This window comes from Solwaraspora sp. WMMA2101 (assembly GCF_049179175.1).
In the GTDB taxonomy this organism is placed as follows: Bacteria; Actinomycetota; Actinomycetes; order Mycobacteriales; family Micromonosporaceae; genus Micromonospora_E.
This window is the reverse complement of record NZ_JBMHMA010000006.1, coordinates 4,848,562-4,866,941: the sequence shown is the minus strand read 5'-3', so window position 1 is coordinate 4,866,941 and position 18,380 is coordinate 4,848,562. Positions and strand designations below refer to the sequence as shown.

Annotated in this window: 15 protein-coding genes; 6 read left to right on the top strand and 9 right to left on the bottom strand. The window is 72.9% G+C overall.

Features of this window, described 5'->3' with window-relative positions; genetic code table 11:
- Positions 1-187: 187 nt before the first annotated feature.
- Genes ACN28F_RS23160 through ACN28F_RS23145 form a run of 4 tightly spaced genes read right to left on the bottom strand, consistent with a single transcriptional unit; the run spans position 188 to position 3,463 of the window.
- Entirely contained in the window at positions 188-853 is a 666-nt protein-coding gene (locus tag ACN28F_RS23160) for a response regulator (RefSeq protein WP_289209998.1), read from the bottom strand.
- Entirely contained in the window at positions 850-2,184 is a 1,335-nt protein-coding gene (locus tag ACN28F_RS23155; RefSeq protein WP_289209997.1) for a sensor histidine kinase, read from the bottom strand. The genes ACN28F_RS23160 and ACN28F_RS23155 overlap by 4 nt, the downstream gene beginning before the upstream one ends.
- A 26-nt stretch (positions 2,185-2,210) precedes the next feature.
- On the bottom strand, positions 2,211-2,825 hold the full coding sequence (locus ACN28F_RS23150; RefSeq protein WP_289209996.1) for a SigE family RNA polymerase sigma factor: 615 nt from the start codon (positions 2,823-2,825) through the stop codon (positions 2,211-2,213).
- Entirely contained in the window at positions 2,822-3,463 is a 642-nt protein-coding gene (locus tag ACN28F_RS23145; protein WP_421359686.1) for a permease-like cell division protein FtsX, read from the bottom strand. Before ACN28F_RS23145 ends, ACN28F_RS23150 begins: the two co-directional genes overlap by 4 nt.
- Before the next feature lie 188 nt (positions 3,464-3,651).
- On the opposite strand from ACN28F_RS23145, the gene ACN28F_RS23140 reads away from it, so the two are divergent.
- Both ACN28F_RS23140 and ACN28F_RS23135 read left to right on the top strand, forming a co-directional pair.
- Positions 3,652-5,454, top strand: a complete 1,803-nt coding sequence (locus ACN28F_RS23140) for a sulfatase-like hydrolase/transferase (RefSeq protein ID WP_289209994.1) — start codon at positions 3,652-3,654, stop codon at positions 5,452-5,454.
- A 322-nt stretch (positions 5,455-5,776) separates the two neighbouring features.
- Positions 5,777-9,211 (top strand): M12 family metallo-peptidase, encoded by a 3,435-nt coding sequence (locus ACN28F_RS23135; protein ID WP_421359684.1) that lies wholly within the window; start codon positions 5,777-5,779, stop codon positions 9,209-9,211.
- A gap of 75 nt (positions 9,212-9,286) precedes the next feature.
- Here ACN28F_RS23135 and ACN28F_RS23130 read toward each other — a convergent pair whose 3' ends face one another.
- Positions 9,287-10,915 carry an FAD-dependent oxidoreductase gene (locus ACN28F_RS23130; RefSeq protein ID WP_421359682.1) on the bottom strand — a complete coding sequence of 543 codons (1,629 nt, stop codon included), beginning with the start codon at positions 10,913-10,915 and terminating at the stop codon, positions 9,287-9,289.
- A 138-nt stretch (positions 10,916-11,053) separates the two neighbouring features.
- Positions 11,054-11,668: a 5,6-dimethylbenzimidazole synthase gene (gene bluB, locus ACN28F_RS23125; protein WP_289210863.1), complete on the bottom strand. Its 615-nt coding sequence runs from the start codon at positions 11,666-11,668 to the stop codon at positions 11,054-11,056.
- 79 nt (positions 11,669-11,747) lie between these two features.
- Between bluB and ACN28F_RS23120 the strand changes: the two genes are divergently transcribed.
- Entirely contained in the window at positions 11,748-12,344 is a 597-nt protein-coding gene (locus ACN28F_RS23120; RefSeq protein ID WP_421359681.1) for a GNAT family N-acetyltransferase, read from the top strand.
- 4 nt (positions 12,345-12,348) lie between these two features.
- Here ACN28F_RS23120 and ACN28F_RS23115 read toward each other — a convergent pair whose 3' ends face one another.
- Positions 12,349-13,878, bottom strand: coding sequence for a class I SAM-dependent methyltransferase (locus ACN28F_RS23115; RefSeq protein ID WP_421359679.1), 1,530 nt, complete (start codon positions 13,876-13,878; stop codon positions 12,349-12,351).
- Between the two features lie 64 nt (positions 13,879-13,942).
- Here ACN28F_RS23115 and ACN28F_RS23110 point away from each other — a divergent pair, with 64 nt between their 5' ends.
- Positions 13,943-14,461 carry a mycothiol transferase gene (locus ACN28F_RS23110; RefSeq protein ID WP_421359676.1) on the top strand — a complete coding sequence of 173 codons (519 nt, stop codon included), beginning with the start codon at positions 13,943-13,945 and terminating at the stop codon, positions 14,459-14,461.
- Between the two features lie 104 nt (positions 14,462-14,565).
- Complete coding sequence (locus ACN28F_RS23105; RefSeq protein ID WP_289209988.1) at positions 14,566-15,237, top strand: class I SAM-dependent methyltransferase; 672 nt, start codon at positions 14,566-14,568, stop codon at positions 15,235-15,237.
- Between the two features lie 90 nt (positions 15,238-15,327).
- Here ACN28F_RS23105 and ACN28F_RS23100 read toward each other — a convergent pair whose 3' ends face one another.
- Complete coding sequence (locus tag ACN28F_RS23100; RefSeq protein WP_289209987.1) at positions 15,328-16,002, bottom strand: potassium channel family protein; 675 nt, start codon at positions 16,000-16,002, stop codon at positions 15,328-15,330.
- Positions 15,995-17,446, bottom strand: a complete 1,452-nt coding sequence (locus ACN28F_RS23095; RefSeq protein ID WP_289209986.1) for a TrkH family potassium uptake protein — start codon at positions 17,444-17,446, stop codon at positions 15,995-15,997. Before ACN28F_RS23095 ends, ACN28F_RS23100 begins: the two co-directional genes overlap by 8 nt.
- Between ACN28F_RS23095 and ACN28F_RS23090 the strand changes: the two genes are divergently transcribed.
- Positions 17,445-18,359 carry a potassium channel family protein gene (locus tag ACN28F_RS23090; protein WP_421359673.1) on the top strand — a complete coding sequence of 305 codons (915 nt, stop codon included), beginning with the start codon at positions 17,445-17,447 and terminating at the stop codon, positions 18,357-18,359. The genes ACN28F_RS23095 and ACN28F_RS23090 overlap by 2 nt on opposite strands.
- The last annotated feature ends 21 nt before the right edge of the window (positions 18,360-18,380 follow it).

The window sequence follows — 18,380 nt, the reverse complement described above, 5'->3', positions numbered from 1 at the left end:
CGATGACCATCGTCGGCCGGCGGGGGTGTCCGACGCGTCGGCGCACGATCGGATCTGCGGACGGCGCCGGGTACGACCGTGGTCGTACATCCGATCCGATACCGGTCGCAACGCCCCAGGTCAGGGCAAGGGACGGACCGGTCACGGCCCGAAGTCCGGACAGGTCACGGCCTGAGTTCCGGACAGGTCACGGCCCGGGACGGACCAGACCGATCCGGTACGCGAAGACGACGGCCTGCACCCGGTCCCGCAGGTCCAGTTTGGTGAGGATCCGCCCGAGGTGGGTCTTGACGGTCGCCTCGGCGACGTAGAGCTGGTTGGCGATCTCGGTGTTGGACAGGCCGGCCGCGACCAGGGCGAGCACCTCACGTTCCCGGGCGGTCAGCGCGGCGAGCCGGTCGTCGGCGGCCGGCTCCGGGGTGAGGTGCCCGGCGAAGCGGTCCAGCAGCCGACGGGTCACCCGGGGTGCGACGACCGACTCGCCGCTGGCCACCACCCGGATCGCGGCCAACAGTTCGGCGGGACGCACGTTCTTGAGCAGGAAGCCGCTGGCCCCCGCCTGCAGCGCGGCGAACGCGTCCTCGTCGGTGTCGAACGTCGTCAACGCCAGGACCTTCGGCGCGTCGGCACGGTCCTGGGCCCGGAGCCGGCGGGTGGCTTCGACGCCGTCCATCAGCGGCATCCGGAGGTCCATCACCACCACGTCGGCCTCGATGGTGGCCAACGCGGCGAGTGCGGCGGCACCGTCGGCGGCCTCACCGACGACGGCCATGTCGGGCTGGGCGGCCAGCACCATCGCGAACCCGGCCCGGACCAGCTCCTGGTCGTCGACGAGGAAGACTCTGATCGTCACGACGTCACCTCCGTCGGCTCCGTCCCGGCCCGCGCCGGGGACCTGATCGGCAGTACGGCGTGGACCTGCCAGCCGCCGGCCGGGCGCGGTCCGGCAGTCACCTCGCCGCCGTGCACGGCCACCCGCTCCCGCATGCCGAGCAGGCCGTTGCCACCGGACGCCGGTCCGGCGGTCGATCGGGCAGTGGCCGGCGGGGCAGTGGCCGGCCGGGTGGCGACCGTCCCTCGACCATCGTCGATCACCGTCAGCTCGGCGGTGTCCGCATCGATCCGGACGGTCACCGTGACGGCCGTGCCGGGACCCGAGTATCGCAGGGTGTTGGTCAGCGACTCCTGCACCACCCAGAACATGGTCAGCTCCTCGGCGGGTGACAACCGGGTCGGATCGCCGTCGATGCTCAACTCGACGACGAGACCGGCTCCCCTGGTCCGCTCGATCAGGGCGCTGAGCTGGGCGATTCCGGCCCTACGCCGGTCGGTGTCGTCGGGCGTTCCGGCCGCCCCGGGCTGCGGGGCGGCCGGTGACGCGTCGACCCCGCGCAGCACGGCGACGATCCGGCGCATGTCCTCCAGCGCGTCGCGGCCGGTGTCACCGATGGTGATCATGGCCTTGCGGGCCTGCTCGGCGTCCAGGTCGATCATGTAGCTGGCGCCGTCCGCCTGCACCGTCATCACCGCCAGGCTGTGGGCGACGACGTCGTGCAGCTCCCGGGCGATCGCGGCCCGTTCGTCGGCGGCGGCCAGCCGGGCAAGCTGGTCGCGTTCCCGTTCGGCCGCCGCCGCCCGCTCGGCGGCGACCGCCGTCTGTTCCTTGCGGCTGCGCAACATGTACGCGGTCAGCCAGATCGCCACGCAGATCAGCATCAGGACGGCGTACTCGCTGAAGTCGGCGAGGCCGGTCACGTGGTGGTCGTCGGCGAGCAGTTTGGCGTCGACGGCGAGCACGGCGACGCCGACCAGGGTGATCCCGCCGGCCAGTACGGCGTGCCACTGCCGGTCGGCGTGGGTCACCACAGCGGCCATCGCGATCAGCACCGCGACGTCGTAGAACTCCGGCACGCTCAGGGCGACCAGCAGCTGTGCCGCGCCCAGGCCGGCGACGACCAGCATGACGGTCATCGGACGGCGGCGGCGCCACACCAGCGCCACCGCCATGCCGAGGCCGATCACCAGGTCGGCCAGCGAGGCCCGGTACTGCCAGGCGATGGTGGCCACCGCCGTCGCGACCGCCAGGTCGAGCAACGTCCACCGGTACGGCGACGTCGACCGATCCGGCCCGGTCGGCTGGCGCGGTGACGTCGACGGGTCCGGTGACGTCGACACGGGGGGCATGCGCCCAGCCTAGGTCGCCGGTCGGATCAGCTGGTCGGGAAGTCCTCCCCGAGCTCGGTACGCAGCCGCTGCAGCGCCCGCATGCTGGTCATCTTCACCGCCGACGTGGTCATCCCGAGGATCTCGGCGACGGATTCGACGCTGCGGTCCTCCCAGTGCCGCAGCACCAGCACCGCCCGGTCCCGTACCGGCAGCTCGGCCAGCGCACGCAGCAGCGTCACCTGCAGGTCAGGGGCACCGGCCGGTGCCGGAGCCGACGGTTCGGGTGGCTCGGCGAGCACCAGTTCGGTACGGCTGCGCCGCTTCATCGCGTCGGCGACCGCGTTGACCAGCACCCGCCGGCTGTACGCGTCGAGGTTCGCCGCCGGCCAGATCCGCGCCCACGAGGCGTACATCCGGGTGAAGGTGATCTGGGTCAGGTCCTGCGCCAGGTGCCAGTCCCGGCACATCAGGTACGCGATGCGCCGCAGCCGGGGTGCCGCGGCGACGACGAACGCCGTGAACGCCTCGTCGCGGACCGCCCGCTGCCCTCGGCGGGCCGCCGCCCAGCGGGCCACCGGCCCGCCCACCGGGGTCGCCGGGGTCGGCGGTCGCACCGGCAGCCCGTCGGCGGCCGGCTCCACGGTCCGTACGCCGGTCATTCGCCCTCCTGCTGCGCCGACGTACGGTGCGGACAGAACCGGCCGACGACTTCGTCGACCCCGGGCAGGGCCCGCAGGTCCGGCTCCAACTGCGGGTACGCCGCCGGATCCGTCAGGGTGAGCCGGAACGACTCGGGGAACTGGTCGGCGGTGACCTGTGCGATCTCCTCCGGGGTGTACAGCGAGAACACCTCGGGCGGGCCGTCCCGGTACATCTGCCGGAACCTCTCGTACGCATCCTGCCGGCTGTCGTAGCGGACCGTCGACAGCCGTGGGTCGGCGCGCAACGCCGTGTCGATGGCGGCCCGCTGCGCGTCGGTGACCTGCTCGGCCAGGTAGACCGACGCCTCGGTGGCGACATCCTCGGCGGACACGCCCTCGCACAGCACCGGGGTCGCCGACGGCAGCACCACCTGCGCCGGCACCGGGGCCGGTGCGTCCCGGACGGGCACCGCCAGGCCGGCCGCGACAGCGGCGAGGGCGGTCACCGCGACGGCGGCACCGCCGATGGTGAGCCGTCGGCGGCGGCGCAGCCGGGTGCCGCCGGCCATCGCGGCGCGGGCCAGTTCCTCGCCCGGCGTCGCCGGTGGCGGTTCGCCGTCGAATGCCTGCTCGAAGTGGGTACGCAACTGATCCATCTCCGCTCCCTGGGGTCGTGCGTCACCGTGTCGTAGGGATGACCGGTCGGACCGGTGTTCCGGTCACCGGCCTGGGATGATCGATCCGGCGCGGCGGTCCGTACGTGTTGTCGGGTATCCGGCGGTGTGGTTATCGTGCGGAGCCCGGCCCGGCAGGGCACGCCGCCCGGTCGACGATGAGGAAGGCCGTGATCTTGTCCTCCGCCACGCACTCCGACGCTCCCGCTGCTGACGCGCAGACACCGGCGGCCACCGAGACCACAGCCGAGGTAGCGGACGAGCCGACTCCGCCGGCCGAGCAGGCGCAGCAGGCCGCGCCGACGGAGGCCGAGCCGACTTCGCCGGCCGCAGCGGTCGGCTGGCGGCAGCGGGTACGGCGTACCGTCGGCTGGGCGCTCAGTGCGCTGGCGGTGGCCGGCCTGCTGGCGGCGATGACGCTGCCGTACCAGCGTGACCTCGTGGTGCCGGCGGCGTTCGTCCGGATCCCGCTGGAGGCGGTCGTGGCGGCCGCGCTGCTGCTGGTGCTGCCCGGCCGGCTGCGGACCCCGGTGGCGGCCGGGCTCGGTGCGCTGCTCGGGGTGCTGACCGTGCTCAAGGTCGCCGACATGGGTTTCTTCTCCGTGCTGGCCCGCCCGTTCGACCCGGTGATGGACTGGGGGCTGCTGGCCGACGGGTACCGCTTCCTCGACGCCTCGTACGGGCGGGCGGCGGCGGTCGGCGCGGCCGTCGGCGCCGTTCTGCTCACCGGCGCGGTGCTGGCGCTGGCGGTGCTCGCCACGGTGCGCACGGCCCGGCTGCTCGCCCGGCACCGGCGGGTCGGCGGCGGTGTGGTCGGCACGATGGCGGCCGGCTGGCTGGTGTTCGCCCTGCTCGGTACGACGGTGACCGTCTACGAGCAGGAGCAGGTCACGTTCGCACTGCCGGTGGCGGACCGGGCCACCGCCCGGCTGGCGTACGACCACACGCTGCAGGTCGGCGCGAGTCTGCGGGACCGGCAGGAGTTCGCCGAGCTGGCGGCGGTGGACGCGTTCCGCGACGTGCCCGGTGACGAACTGCTGACCGCGCTGCGCGGCAAGGACGTGCTGTTGGCGTTCGTGGAGAGCTACGGCCGGGACGCGGTGACCGCCCCGGAGTTCGCCCCGTACGTCGCCGACGTGCTCGACGACGGTTCGCAGCGGCTGGCCGCGCAGGGCTTCGGTTCGCGTAGCGCGTTCCTGACCTCGTCGACGGTCGGCGGCAGCAGCTGGCTGGCGCACGGCAGCACCCTGTCCGGGCTGTGGGTGGACAACCAGCAGCGGTACCACAGCCTGGTCACCAGCGACCGGTTGACGCTGACCCGGGCGTTCGGTAGCGCCGGCTGGCGGGTGTCGGGCTTCTTCCCGGGCAACTCGCGGGCCTGGCCGGAAGGGGCGTTCTTCGGCTACGACCAGGTGTACGACTCCCGCAACATGGGCTACGCCGGTGACCGGTTCGCCTTCGCCTCGATCCCGGACCAGTACGTCCTGTCGGCGTTCGACCGTCTCGAGCGCCAGGCCACCGACGGGCCGGTGATGGCCGAGGTGGCGTTGCTGTCCAGCCACGCTCCGTGGACGCCGGTGCCGCAGCTGGTCGACTGGGACACGGTGCGCGACGGCGCGGTCTTCGACCGCCAGGAGATGGCCGCCGACCAGGAGAACCGGTCCGTGGAGGAGAGCCTGCGCGACGACTACCCGAGGGCCGTCGGCTACTCGTTGAGCACGATCATCTCCTACATCGAGGCGCGGGGCGACGACGATCTGGTGGTGGTCTTCCTCGGCGACCATCAGCCGTCGCCGGTGGTGACCGGGCCGAGCGCCAGCCACGACGTGCCGGTGACCATCGTGTCCCGGGATCCGGCGGTGCTCGACGCGGTCGCCGACTGGGACTGGCAGGACGGGTTGCGGCCGGACGGGCAGGCTCCGGTGTGGCAAATGGACCAGTTCCGGGACCGGTTCCTGACCGCATTCCGCTGATCCGCCCGTCGACCGTCTGAGCCGTCTAGGCCTCCTGTCGAACGCCTGAGCCGCCTGCGCCGTCCGTCGAACGCCTGCGCCGCTAGCGGCGCGGCGTTTCCCGCAGGTTTCCCAGTGGAACCGTTCCAGCGTCGGATCCGTGGCCGGCGTACTGGCCGGACTAGGGGATCGGCGGTGATTGGCACTGTCTCATCCCTACGGACGATGCCGACCGCCGACGCCGCCCCCTAGCGTCGGTGCGACCCCCCAAGATCCATGGCTCGTCGGCCTCGGCACCCCTGGCAACGGGTCGTGGTTCGTGACGGACCCCCAAGGAGACATCTTGCGGACCCCCTCGACACCGATCCCCCCGACAGCGGGTGGCCAGTCGCCACCGCCCCCCGGGACCGGCCGGTCCCGTAACCGGCGGCTGGTCGTCCTGCTCGTCGCCGTCGTCGCGGCGGCGCTGCTGCCCGCCGTCGGCCCGACCGGTGCGGCCGTCGCCGCCCCGGAGCGCGGTACGCCGATCGCAGACTCGCCGTGGGCGACCCTCGACGAGGCTCCGACGGCGAGCCGGTCCGGGCGTACCCCGGACATCGAGGCCAGCCGACTGGCGGCGTACACACTGGACCGGGACGCGATCGCCGCGCAGCTGGACCGGGCACCGGACGAGTCGGCCCGGGCCGCCGCGACGGCGCCGCTGGTGCTGACGGTGCCCGACCCGGACGGTGACCTGCAACGGTTCGAGGTCGTCAACTCGCCGGTGATGCAGGACGGTCTCGCCGCCGCCCACCCGGAGATCCAGACGTACGCCGGCACCGGCGTCGACGACCCGACCGCGACGATCCGCGCCGACCTGACCCCCCTGGGCTTCCACGCCTCGGTCCGCTCGTCGAGCGGTTCCTGGTACGTCGACCCGTACCACCGCGATCAGAGCGTCTACGCCAGCTACTACGCACACGACCTGGTCAACCGGCACGGTGACCTGATCGAGCGGGCCGACGTCGGGGCCGCCGCCGAGCAGATCGGCGAGGGGATCGACCAGGCACAGGCCGACGAGCCGGCCGGGCCGCTGGTCCAGCTGCGGACGTACCGCCTGGCGTTTCTGACCGATCCGTCGTACGCCACCTACTTCGGCGCGGAGAACGTGACCGCCGCGAAGGTGACCCTGATCAACCGGGTGACCCAGATCTACGAGGACGAGACCGCGATCCGGCTCGTGCTGATCAACGACACCGACAAGACCAACCTGAACACGGCCGAGCTGGCCACCGGCCCGAACGGGCCGTGCGGTGCCGCGCCGTGCTTCACCGAGGCGAACCTGACCGGCTGCTCCGGTGCCACGCTCAACCGCAACCGGATCGTCCTCGGCCAGCTCGTCGGGGCCAGCAACTTCGACGTCGGGCACATCGGTTTCGGCCTGCCCGGTGGCGGCGTCGCCGGGCTCGGCGTGGTCGGCGGCGACGGCAAGGCCCGGGGCTGCACCGGCCTGCCGAACCCGGTCGGTGACTTCTACGCCGTCGACTACGTGGCGCACGAGATCGGCCACCAGTTCGCCGGCAACCACACCTTCAACGGCACCCAGTGGAACTGCTCCGGCAGCAACCGCAGCGCCGCCAACTCGTACGAGCCGGGCAGCGGTTCGTCGATCATGGCGTACGCGGGGATCTGCCAGCAGGACAACCTGCAGCCGCACTCCGACCCGTACTGGTCGCAGCGCAGCTACCACGAGATCACCACGTTCGTGAACTCGTCGCGGCCGGCGATCAACGAGGTGCAGACGGTGTCGCTGCGTGACTTCGACACCGACGGCGACGCCTTCACGATCAGCTACGGTGGACAGTCGTCGGCGCCGATCGTGCGCGGTGTCAACTACACCACCGCCGGTATCAAGGCGGCGATCGAGGCGATCAGCGGCTGGCCGGCCGGCGCGACGGTCACCGTGGCGGCGTTCGGTGGCCTCGGCGCGCTCAACGACACCGGTTTCCAGGTGACGTTCAACGGCGGTGCGGTGGCGCAGGCCAACGTACCGGCGCTGGGGTTGACCAGTTTCGTGGGCGCGGCCGGCTTCGTCGGCGAGACCGCCAAGGGCGGTCCGGTCGACAACGGCGGCTGGCAGGTCACCGAGACCACCAACCACGCGCCGGTGGTCACCGTGCCGGCCTCGTTCACCATCCCGGTACGGACCCCGTTCGCGTTGACCGGTAGCGCCACCGACGCCGACGGCGACCCGCTGACGTACATGTGGGAGCAGAACGACCGGGGCGGGATCCTCGGCGGCAGCACCGCCGGCACCGCGTTGACCGACAACGTCAAGACCAACGGCCCGCTGTTCCGGGTCTTCGGCACGTCGGCGCTGGTCAGCCCGCAGGACACCCAGCAGTACTACTCCCCTGGGCTCAACGCGGTCGACGACGACCCGACGCGGGTCTTCCCGGACATGGCGCAGATCCTGGCCGGCAACACCAACGCGAAGACCGGTGCCTGCCCGGCCGTGCCGGAGCCGCCGGCCAGCGGCAGCGCCTCCAACCTGACCCAGGCGCTGGTCGACTGCTACTCGGAGTTCCTGCCGACCGCCGACTGGGTGGGCTACGACAACGACCGGACGATGCACTTCAAGTTGACCGCCCGCGACGGTCGGGTCGGCGGCGGTGGGGTCGGCAACGCCGAGACCGAGGTCGTGCTGGCCCCGGACGCCGGTCCGTTCCTGGTCACCTCGCAGCCGACGCCGTCGTTCTACCTTGGTGGCTCCACGCAGGAGGTGACCTGGGACGTGGCCGGCACCGACGCGGCACCGGTGAACGCCGCGCAGGTGAAGATCTCGCTGTCCACCGACGGGGCGAAGACGTTCCCGTACGTGCTGGCCGAGGCGGTGCCGAACACTGGCAGCGCCACGGTCACGTTGCCGAACATCGACACCACCACCGGTCGGATCAAGATCGAAGCGGTCGGCAACGTCTTCTTCGACCTCAACGACGCCGACATCCGGGTCAGTCAGGTACGGTCGGCCGCGCTGACGTACACCGGGGACACCCTGGTGCACCCGGTGGCCGGCGCGGACACCGCGCAGGTCCTGCTGCGCGCGGCGGTCGGTGCCGAGGCCGGCGACGTACGCGGCACCCAGTTCGCCTTCACCACCGGTGACACCACGCTGTGCACCACCGAGGTGAAGCTCTGGGGCAGCGACGTCACCGGCGGCGTGGCCAGTTGCACGGCCACCCTGCCGGTCGGCAACCACCCGGTGACCGCCACCGTCGACGGCCGCTACACCGGAGCCGTCACGGCCACGGTGACGGTCGCCCCGTCGACCGGGCTGCGGATCAGCGGCGACGGCTACCTGCGCAGCGGGTCGACCGCCGGCGCGTACCCGCTGGACCCCGAGCACCGGGTCGAGGTGAGCCTCGACGGGCGGGTCACCAACGTCGGTGAGCTGGCCGGCAAGGTGCTGGTCGGCTACCGCTCCGGGGACCAGCGGTACAAGTTCCAGGGCGCCGTCCTGGAGTCGTACGGCGCGACCACGGTCGCCGGCGTGCCGGTGGCGCAGCTGCGCTACCAGGTGACGCTGTTCGACCTGTCCACCCCGCAGCAGCCGGTGCCGGTGGCGACCGGGCTGACGATGCGGGTGACCGCGACCGACGCGGGCGGACCGGGCCGGCGGGACACCATCGGCATCACCGTCTGGGACGGCGACACGCTGATGTTCTCGTCGAGCTGGACCGGCACCGCCACCGAGGAGGTCAACCTGACCGCCTCCGGTGGTGACCTCGTCATCGGCTGACGTCGGTCAGCCCTCCGGGGGCGTCGGGCGTCCTCGCCCGGCGCCCCCGGCTGGTTCACGGGCCGTCCCGGCCGCTCACCTACGGCGGACGGCGTGCAGCACCGCGTCGTGGATCGTGATCGGGTCGCCGTCCGGGCCGGTGACCGACCGGGCGATCGTCTCGACCCGTACGCTGGCCCACTCCGACGGGTCCAGCACGGCCGCTACCTGCTCGGCGGTGAACATCAGATCCGGCAGGCGCGGCCGGCGGATCCCGGGGATTTCCAGGTCGCTCGGGTGGTGGCCGACGATCAGCAGGGTGCCGCCGGGGCGGACCGCCGCCGCGAGCCGGCGGTGCAGCATCGCCCGGTCCGGGTCCGGCAGGTGCATGAACTGCGCGCTGACCAGGTCGAACCGGGCCGCACCCGGATCCCAGGTCCGCAGGTCGGCCTGCTGCCAGGTGAGCCGCTTCGCCACGTCGTCACCGACCGCCGCCGCCTGGTCGGCGGCCCGGCGCAGCGCCACCGGCGACACGTCGACCGCGGTCACCTCCCAGCCCTGGTCGGCGAGCCAGATCGCGTCGGCCCCCTCGCCGGCCCCGACGTCGCAGGCGGTGCCGGCGGGCAGGCCGGCCACGACGGTGACGAGCTGCGGATTGGGGTTGCCGCTCCACACCCGGTCGACGGCGCCGTACCGCTCGTCCCAGAACTCCTGGCTGACCATCGCGGCGACGTCCGCCGGCCCGTGGTGCACCGGCAGACCGTAGTCGTCCTCGCCGACGGCGACGGCCCGGTGCCGGCGGACCGCTTCGGTGGTGTCCGCCTGCGCCAGATCGGCGTTGAGCGCTGCCGCCGCCATCGCCCCGGCCGCCGCCGACGCCATCACCTGGGCGAACGGGTTGGTCAGGTTGCCGGCGGCCCAGATGCCCGGCACCGGGGTCTGCCCGGTCGGGTCGGCCTCGACCTGCTCGGCCATGCCCGTCGGGTGGGCCGTCACCGGCACCCCGAGCTGGGCCAGCAGCCCGTCGGCGCCGCCGATGCCGTCGCCGATGTGCAGCCGGGACGCCACCGTCACCGCTGTACGGGGCACCACGGTCCCGTCGGCGAGGCGCACCCCGGTGAGCCGGTCGTCGGTGGCCTCCACCCCGGTGACCTCACCGGGCACCACCCGTACGCCCCGGGCGGCCAGCGCTTCGGCCTGCTCGTCGGTGAGGGTGACCCCGGTGTGGGTGAACAGCACCAGGTCCGAGGTCCACTGCCGGAACAGCTGCACCTGGTGCAGCGCCATCTCGTTGGCGCCGATCACCCCGACCGGCTGGTCGCGGATCTCCCACCCGTGGCAGTACGGGCAGTGCAGCACGTCCCGGCCCCAGCGCTCGCGCAGCCCGGCGATCGGCGGCAACTCGTCGACCACGCCGGTGGCCAGCAGCAGCCGCCGGGCGGCGACGGTGGCCCCGTCGGCCAGCCGGACGGCGAATCCGTCGTCGACCCGTTCGGCCGCCACCGCCCGGCCGGGCAGCACGATGCCGCCGTACCGTTCGACCTCGCGCCGACCGGTGGCGACCAGGTCGGCCGGGCGCATGCCCTCGCCGGTGAGGAAACCGTGCACGCCGCCCGAGGGCGCGTTACGGGGCTCGCCGGCGTCGATCACGATGACCCCGCGCCGGGCGCGGGCCAGGGTCAGCGCCGCGCTCAGCCCGGCGGCACCGCCGCCGATCACCGCCACGGCGGTACGGTATGCGGGTCCCCCCGCCACGTTGTCAGTCAAGCTGACCACCTCCGGCACCCACGATCCGCGCAGGGTCAGCGTATCGGCAAACTTCCTTGCTGTTTCAGCAAATCGCGGGTTCGGGGGGCCGGTGGCTCACCAACGGTCGTGGTGCAGGGCCTCGGTCAACGGCCGACGCGCCCGCCAGCCGTGCCGCTCCAGGTCAGGCACGTCGGCCAGCCCGCTCACCGGCCCGACGCAGAGCCACGCCACCGGCCGGACGCCGGCCGGGACACCGAGCAGGTCCCGCAGGAACGGCTCCCGGTAGAACGAGACCCAGCCGACCCCGAGACCTTCGGCGGTGGCGGCCAGCCAGAGGTTCTGGATGGCCAGGCAGACCGAGTAGAGCCCGGCGTCGGCGATGGCATGCCGGCCGAGCACCGCCGGGCTGCCCCGCTGCGGGTCGTAGGTCACCACGATCGACAACGTGGCCTCCCGTACCCCGTCGATCTTGATGTGCGCGAACCGGGCCGCCGCCGCCGGGTCGAGGCTCCGCGCGAACGTCCGCCGTTCCTGCTGCACATGGGCGTGGAAGGCGTCGCGGACCGCCGGATCCCGGACCAGCACGAAATCCCACGGCTGGGTCAGCCCGACGCTCGGCGCGGCGTGCGCGGCGGCCAGGACGCGGTGCAGCACGTCGTCGGGCACCGGCGCGCCGGTGAACTCGGCCCGCACGTCGCGGCGGCGGTGAATGACGTCGTACAGATCGATGGGCATGGCCGACGATTGTCCCGCGCCGCGCCGCGAATCCGGTTGCCGGGTCGGTGCACCGCCTGATCGGATGGCGGCCATGCTGGTCAGACGGGAACGCGCCGACGATGTCGCGGCGGTCCGGGCGGTCGTGACGGCGGCTTTCCGCCGGCCTGCGGAGTCGGGGCCAGGGCAAGGGCCGGAGCCCGACGACCGGCCGCCGGTCGAGGTCGGGCTGCTGGACGAACTCCGCGCCGACCCCGGGTGGATCCCGGCGCTGTCGCTGGTCGCCGTCGACGGACCGGCCGACACGGACCCGGGCGCACCGGCCGCCGTCGCGGGCCAGGTCGACGCGGGCGGGATCGTCGGGCACGTGGTCTGCACCCGGGGGTACGTCGACGACCGGCCGGCGCTGGGCCTCGGCCCGTTGGCGGTCCGCCCGGACCGGCAGCGCGCCGGTGTCGGCTCGGCCCTGATACACGCGGTGCTCGCCGCCGCCGAAGCCCGTGACGAGACCCTCGTCGTGCTGCTCGGCGACCCGGCGTACTACCGGCGGTTCGGGCTGCGCCCGGCCAGCGACTTCGGCATCGCCGCGCCCGATCCGCAGTGGGGGCACTACTTTCAGGCCCGGCCGCTGGGCCCGACGCCGCCGACACCGGGCCGGTTCCGCTACGCCGCACCGTTCGATCGGCTCTGACCGCTCAGCTGTTCACCGGCCGGCGGGCCACCAGCAGCACGTGCGTCACCGGCCAGTCCATCGGCCGGCCGTCGAGGGTGGACAACGATGCGACCGGGGCGAGCCGATGGTCGACGATCCAGTCGTTGCGCAGCGGCCCGCTGGCCGGGTCGATCTCGAACCCGACGTCGGCCAGCAACGCCTTCCAGTCGGCGTACTCCAGCCCGCAGAACTGCTCCCGGGTCTCGGACAGCCAGTTGTCCGGGTAGTCCTTGCGGGTCAGGAAGTCCATCGCCGCCGCCAGGGTCGTCTCGACGACCTCCGGTGCCCCGTCGACCGGCCGGTGGTCGAACGGGAACGCGAAGTCGACCGCGAACTGGTCCAGCCGGGCCCGGGTGGACAATCCGCGCACGTAGGCGGCGACCTCGCTGGCCGGCCCGTCGGCGAGGTCGGTACGCGGCCCTGGCGGGTTCGCGCCGTCGGCCGTCGACAGCCGCAGCCGTACCGGCCGGTCACCGCCGTCCGGACCGCAGACGTCGCTGTTGATCCACACCCCGCCGGGCACCGTGTGGTCGTAGATGGCCTGCACGAACCGGCGTACGGAGGACAGCTGCTCGCCGTACGACCAGATCTCGTGGGTCAACGCGAACGTCAACGTGGTGTCCACCGACCGGGGCGCGAACACCGCCCCGCCGAGCACGTTGCGCTGGTAGAAGAAGACGTTCGGGTTACGGAAGTAGCCCTGTGCCCGTTTGTGCACGCACTCCTCGTACAGGTGCCGGGCCACCTCGACGCCGATCAGGTCGCTCTCGCGCAGCGCGGGCTCCCGGTCGGCCAACTCGAGCACGGCGCCGGCACCGCAGCCGATGTCGACGATCCGCCCGGGCCGCACATGTTCCCGGACGGCGTCCCATTTGCGCTGCGCCGCCTCGGCGAACGCCTCGGCGTAGCTGCGGTAGTCCCGGGTCGCGGTGAGCCCACCCTCGGCGCCGACGACCGGATCGTTGACCACCGACCGGACGTGCCCGGCCAGGCCGTACCGGTCGAAGACGTCGACGCTCGCCGGATGAGCCAGCTCCCGCCAGCCGTCGTCGTCGCCGGCCAGCCGCAGCAACACGTCCCACGGGCGGTCCGGGGTCGGGTCGACCTCGGCCTCGACGCCGGCCACCGGGAAACCCAGCCGCTCGTACATGGCCGCGACCTCCGGCGTCGAGCAGGCCAGGACCGTGTCCGCCGGGGTCAGTTCCAGCCCGGTCACCGCCGCCACCGTCTTCACGGTGACCTCGGCGAACCGGCCGGTGGCGACCGTGTCGAAGACCGGCACCACCACCGAGCGCAATCCGGTCAGCACGCTGAACCGCTCGATCGCGGCTTCCCGCCGGTGATAGGGCACCGGGTTGCGCCGGGTGTTGCTGTGGTTGGCCGACGTCACCGCCCACACCACCGTCGCCGGTCCGTCGGCGTCGCCCTCGGCGACGGCCAGCCGGGTCAGGTATTCGCCCTGGAATCGGGTGAGAAGGTGGTGGCGACCGGGAAAGAGCAGGTAGCGGGCCATGTGACGTTGATAGCCTACGGCCGCCACGGCCGGCCAGGCAGGGCCCGCGCAGAGGGGAGGCACGGTGCGCACGAGCGAACTGCTGGTGGAGACCTTCGACCGGCTGCCGGACCTGGTACGCGAGGCGGTCGACGGGCTGAGCCCGCAGCAGCTGCGCTGGACCCCGGCACCGGGTGCGAACCCGATCGGCTGGCTGGTCTGGCATCTGACCCGGATCCAGGACGACCACCTGGCCGAGGTACGCGGCGAGCCGCAGGTCTGGACCGGGGGCGGCTGGGCGAAGCGGTTCGGCCTGGACCGGGCCGAGCCGGCCGACACCGGGTACGGCCACACCGCCGCTCAGGTCGCGGCGATCGCCCCGGAGAGCGCGGCGGCGCTGGTCGACTACCACACGGCGGTCGCCGAGCGGACCCGTCGGTTCCTGCACGGCCTGACCGACACCGACCTGGACCGGGTCGTCGACGACAGCTGGGATCCGCCGGTCACCCTCGGGGTCCGGCTGGTCAGCGTCGCCAACGACGACCTACAGCACGTCGGTCAGGCCAGCTACCTGCGCGGGCTGCTCGGCGACGGCACCGGCTGAGCGGGGGTGTCGACCGGTGCCCCGTTGACACTGCGCGCCATGATCGCCGATCCTGTGGGCTGCCGGTCCACCGGCGCACCCCCCGCGCAGAGGAGCCCCGCCGCATGTCCGTACCCGTGTCCGAGACCGCCGCCACGTCGCAGCCCGGACCGGCGGCGCAGCCCGGGCAGGTGCCGGCCGCGCGCCGCAGCGGTGACGCCGGGACGTTCCTGCGCGAGTTCCTGCGCGCCCCGACCCGCATCGGCGCGGTCGCCCCGAGCTCCCGGCGGCTGGCCGAGGCGATCACCGCCCCGATCCCGGAACGCGGTGCCCCGGTCGTCGTCGAGCTCGGCCCCGGCACCGGCGCCTTCACCGGCGTCATCCAGGACCGCCTCGGCGGCCGCGGCCGCCACCTCGCCGTCGAGCTGAGCCCGACCCTGGCCGACCTGCTCGCCGACCGGCACCCGCAGGTCGAGGTGATCACCGGGGACGCGGCGCAGTGCCGGTCCCTGGTCACCGCCCGTGGAGTGGACGCCGCCGACGTGGTGGTCAGCGGGCTGCCGTGGGTGTCGTTCCCGCGTGACCTGCAGCTGGCCGCGCTCGACTCGGTGTGTGACGTGCTGACCCCGGACGGGGCGTTCACCACCTTCGCGTACGTGCTGACCGCGCAGACCCCGCCGGCCCGCCGGTTCCGCCAGCTGCTGCGGGACCGCTTCGAGGAGGTGGTGATGGGCCGTACGGTGCTGGCCAACCTGCCGCCGGCCTTCGTCTACCACGCCCGCCGCCCCCGCCGGTGACCCTACGGCCGGATTAGGTGGGTAGGTCCCCCGTCGCCCGGCGGGTCAGTCGCCGTCGCCCGGCCGGGCAGTCCGCCGTCGCCCGGCGGGTCAGTCCGCCTCGGCGAACCGCTCCACGTCGTTGATGGTCCCGATCACCAGGATGAGGTCGCCGTACATCAGCACGGTGTCCGGGGTGGCGTAGGTGAACTTCGCCCTGGCCCCGTGCGCCTCGCTCTTGACCGCCACCACCGTCACCCCGTACCGCGACCGCACCCGCGACTCGCGCAGCGGCACGCTGACCACCTCCTGCGGCGGGGTGGTCTTGACCATCGCGAAGTCGCGGTCGACCTCGACGTAGTCGAGCAGCCGGCCGGTCAGCAGGTGGGCGACCCGCTCCCCCATGTCGTGCTCGGGCAGGATCACGTGGTGGGCACCGATCCGTTCCAGGATCCGGCCGTGCTGGCGGCTGATCGCCTTCGCCCAGATGTCCGCCACTCCCAGCTCGGACAGCAGCGAGGTGGCCAGGATGCTGGCCTGGATGTCGGTGCCGATGCCGACCACCGCCCGGTGGAACTCGCCCACCCCCAGCTGCCGGAGCGCCTCCAGGTCGGTGGCGTCGGCGGTGGCCAGGTGCGGCAGCTGCCCGCTGAAGCCCTGGGTGGTCCTCGGGTCGCCGTCGATGCCGAGCACCTCGGTGCCCCGGGACGTCAGCTCCATCGCGAGCGCGCCGCCGAAGCGGCCCAACCCGATCACCACGACCGGTTCGTTGCGTTTCTCAGCCAACGATGATCCTCTCCTCCGGCAGTTCGTAGCGTCGGCTCCGCTCGCGCAACGCGAGCGCCGACGCGACGGTCAACGGGCCGATCCGGCCCATGAACATCAACCCGATCAGCAGCAGGTCCGCCGCCGGTGGCAGTCCGGCGGTGATGCCGGTGGAGAGCCCGACCGTGGCGAACGCCGACACCACCTCGAACAGCACCTGGTCCAGCGTGAAGCGGGTCATCGCGAGCAGGGCGAACGTCGCCACCGCCACCGCGCCGAGCGCCAGCAGCAACACCGCGAGGGCCTGCCGCTGGTTGCCCGCCGGCACCCGGCGGGCGCCGACGTTGACCTGGGTCTCGCCGCGCATCTCGGCCCAGAGCACGAACGCCAGCAGCCCGACGGTGGTCACCTTCACCCCGCCCGCGGTGCCGGCGCTGCCGCCGCCGATGAACATCAGGATGTCGCTGAGCAGCAGACTCTCCGGACGCATCCCGGCGATGTCGACGCTGTTGAACCCGGCCGTGCGGGTCATCACCGAGGCGAAGAAGCCGGCCAGCAGCTTCTCCGGGGCGGACAACGGGCCGAACGTCGCCGGGTTGCGCAACTCCACCAGGGTGAACAACACCGTGCCGAGCACCAGCAGACTCACCGTCAGCACCACGGTGATCCGGGTCAGCACCGACCAGCAGCGCGGTTCGCGCCAGGACCGCAGCAGCTCGAACACCACCGGAAAGCCGAGGCCGCCGACGATCACCGCGACCGCGACCGCAGTCATGATCCAGGGGTCGGCGACGAACCCGATCAGGCTGTCGGCGTACAGGGCGAAGCCGGCGTTGTTGAACGCCGAGACCGCATGGAAGATCCCGTGGTACGCGGCCCGGCCCCACGCGTAGTCGTAGCCGAGCGCGAACCGGGCGGTCAGCACGACCGCCACCGCCGCCTCGACCACCAGGCTGAACAGCACGATGTTGCGCACCACCCGACGGACGTCGCGCACGCTCAGTGCCTTGGTCTCGGCCTGGGCCAGGAACCGCGCCCGCAGACCGAGCCGCCGGGACAGCAGCACCGTCAACAGGGTGGCCAGGGTCATGATGCCCAGTCCGCCGACCTGGATCAGGCCCAGGATGACCAACTGACCGAAGGTGGACCAGTAGCCGGCCGTGTCGACCACGACAAGGCCCGTCACGCAGACCGCCGAGGTCGCGGTGAACACGGCGTCGACCAGCGACGGCGAGGTCCCGTCGCGGGTCGCCACCGGCAACATCAGCAGGGCCGTGCCGATCAGTACGGCAATGGCGAACCCGCCGGCGATCACCTTCGCCGGGTGGTGCAGCCGGTCGGCACCACGACGCCACATCGGCCGCCGCCACCGGCCGTGGCGGCCGGCCCGCCGCGCCCCGGCCGGCTGGTCGGGTCGTCGGCCGCTGATCAGCCGGTTGCCGCCATGAGGCAGCCTGTTCGGCATGTCTCTCCATGATCCGGGGACCGGCCTCCGTAGCGAGGACCGGGTCGCCAGCTGGGAACGCCGCAGCGCGGCCGGGTTGACCGTGCTCGCCGTGGCGTTCCTCGTCGTCTACGCCGCGCCCATTCTCTACCCGCAACTGCCGCCGCGCTGGCGTGCCGTGTGTGTCGCTGCCAACATCGCGATCTGGCTGCTGTTCTGGGTCGACTACGCCGTCCGGCTGTGGCTGGCCGACGACCGGTGGCGGTTCGTCCGCGGTCACGCGTTCGACCTGGTCGTGCTGCTGCTGCCGGTGCTGCGGCCGCTGCGGATGCTGCGACTGGTCACCGCCGTGCTCACCCTGACCCGGCGTACCGAGATCTGGGCGCGCGGCCGGTTGGCGCTCTACGTCGGCTCGACCACGGTCCTGCTGGTGATCGTCTCCGGGCTGGCGGTGCTCGACGCCGAGCGGGCCGATCCGGACGGGGCGATCAACAGCTATCCGGATGCGCTCTGGTGGGCGGTGGTGACCATCACGACCGTCGGCTACGGCGACTACTTCCCGGTCACCACCACCGGCCGGTTCGTCGCCCTGGCCCTCATGATCGGCGGAATCGGCCTGATCGGTTTCGTCACCGGTTCCCTGGCCAGCTGGATCGTGGAGCGGATCTCCACCGCCTCGGCGGAGGCGGAGGCGGCGGAGGACGAGGCGGGTGCGACGGAGGCCGCCGGTGCGGGCTCGGCGGCGGAACGCACGGCCGCCGAGGCGGGTACGGCGCCGGCCACCCGGGCGGACGTCGCCGCGCTCACCGCGCAGCTGGTCGAACTGCGGGCCGAGGTCGCCGCGCTGCGGGCCGACGTCGGCGGGCCCGCCTCGGTGCCGCAGCAGCACCGGACGGCGGACGCTACGCCGGCGACGCCACCCCCCTCGAATTGACCATCACGCCGTCTACCCAAT

Excerpts from the sequence above, each read along its gene's own strand:
- ACN28F_RS23155 (WP_289209997.1), bottom strand. The coding sequence starts at position 2,184 with ATGCCCCCCGTGTCGACGTCACCGGACCCGTCGACGTCACCGCGCCAG.
- ACN28F_RS23150 (WP_289209996.1), bottom strand. The coding sequence starts at position 2,825 with ATGACCGGCGTACGGACCGTGGAGCCGGCCGCCGACGGGCTGCCGGTG.
- ACN28F_RS23145 (WP_421359686.1), bottom strand. The coding sequence starts at position 3,463 with ATGGATCAGTTGCGTACCCACTTCGAGCAGGCATTCGACGGCGAACCG.
- ACN28F_RS23120 (WP_421359681.1), top strand. The coding sequence starts at position 11,748 with ATGCTGGTCAGACGGGAACGCGCCGACGATGTCGCGGCGGTCCGGGCG.
- ACN28F_RS23115 (WP_421359679.1), bottom strand. The coding sequence starts at position 13,878 with ATGGCCCGCTACCTGCTCTTTCCCGGTCGCCACCACCTTCTCACCCGA.
- ACN28F_RS23105 (WP_289209988.1), top strand. The coding sequence starts at position 14,566 with ATGTCCGTACCCGTGTCCGAGACCGCCGCCACGTCGCAGCCCGGACCG.
- ACN28F_RS23090 (WP_421359673.1), top strand. The coding sequence starts at position 17,445 with ATGTCTCTCCATGATCCGGGGACCGGCCTCCGTAGCGAGGACCGGGTC.
- ACN28F_RS23095 (WP_289209986.1), bottom strand. The coding sequence starts at position 17,446 with ATGCCGAACAGGCTGCCTCATGGCGGCAACCGGCTGATCAGCGGCCGA.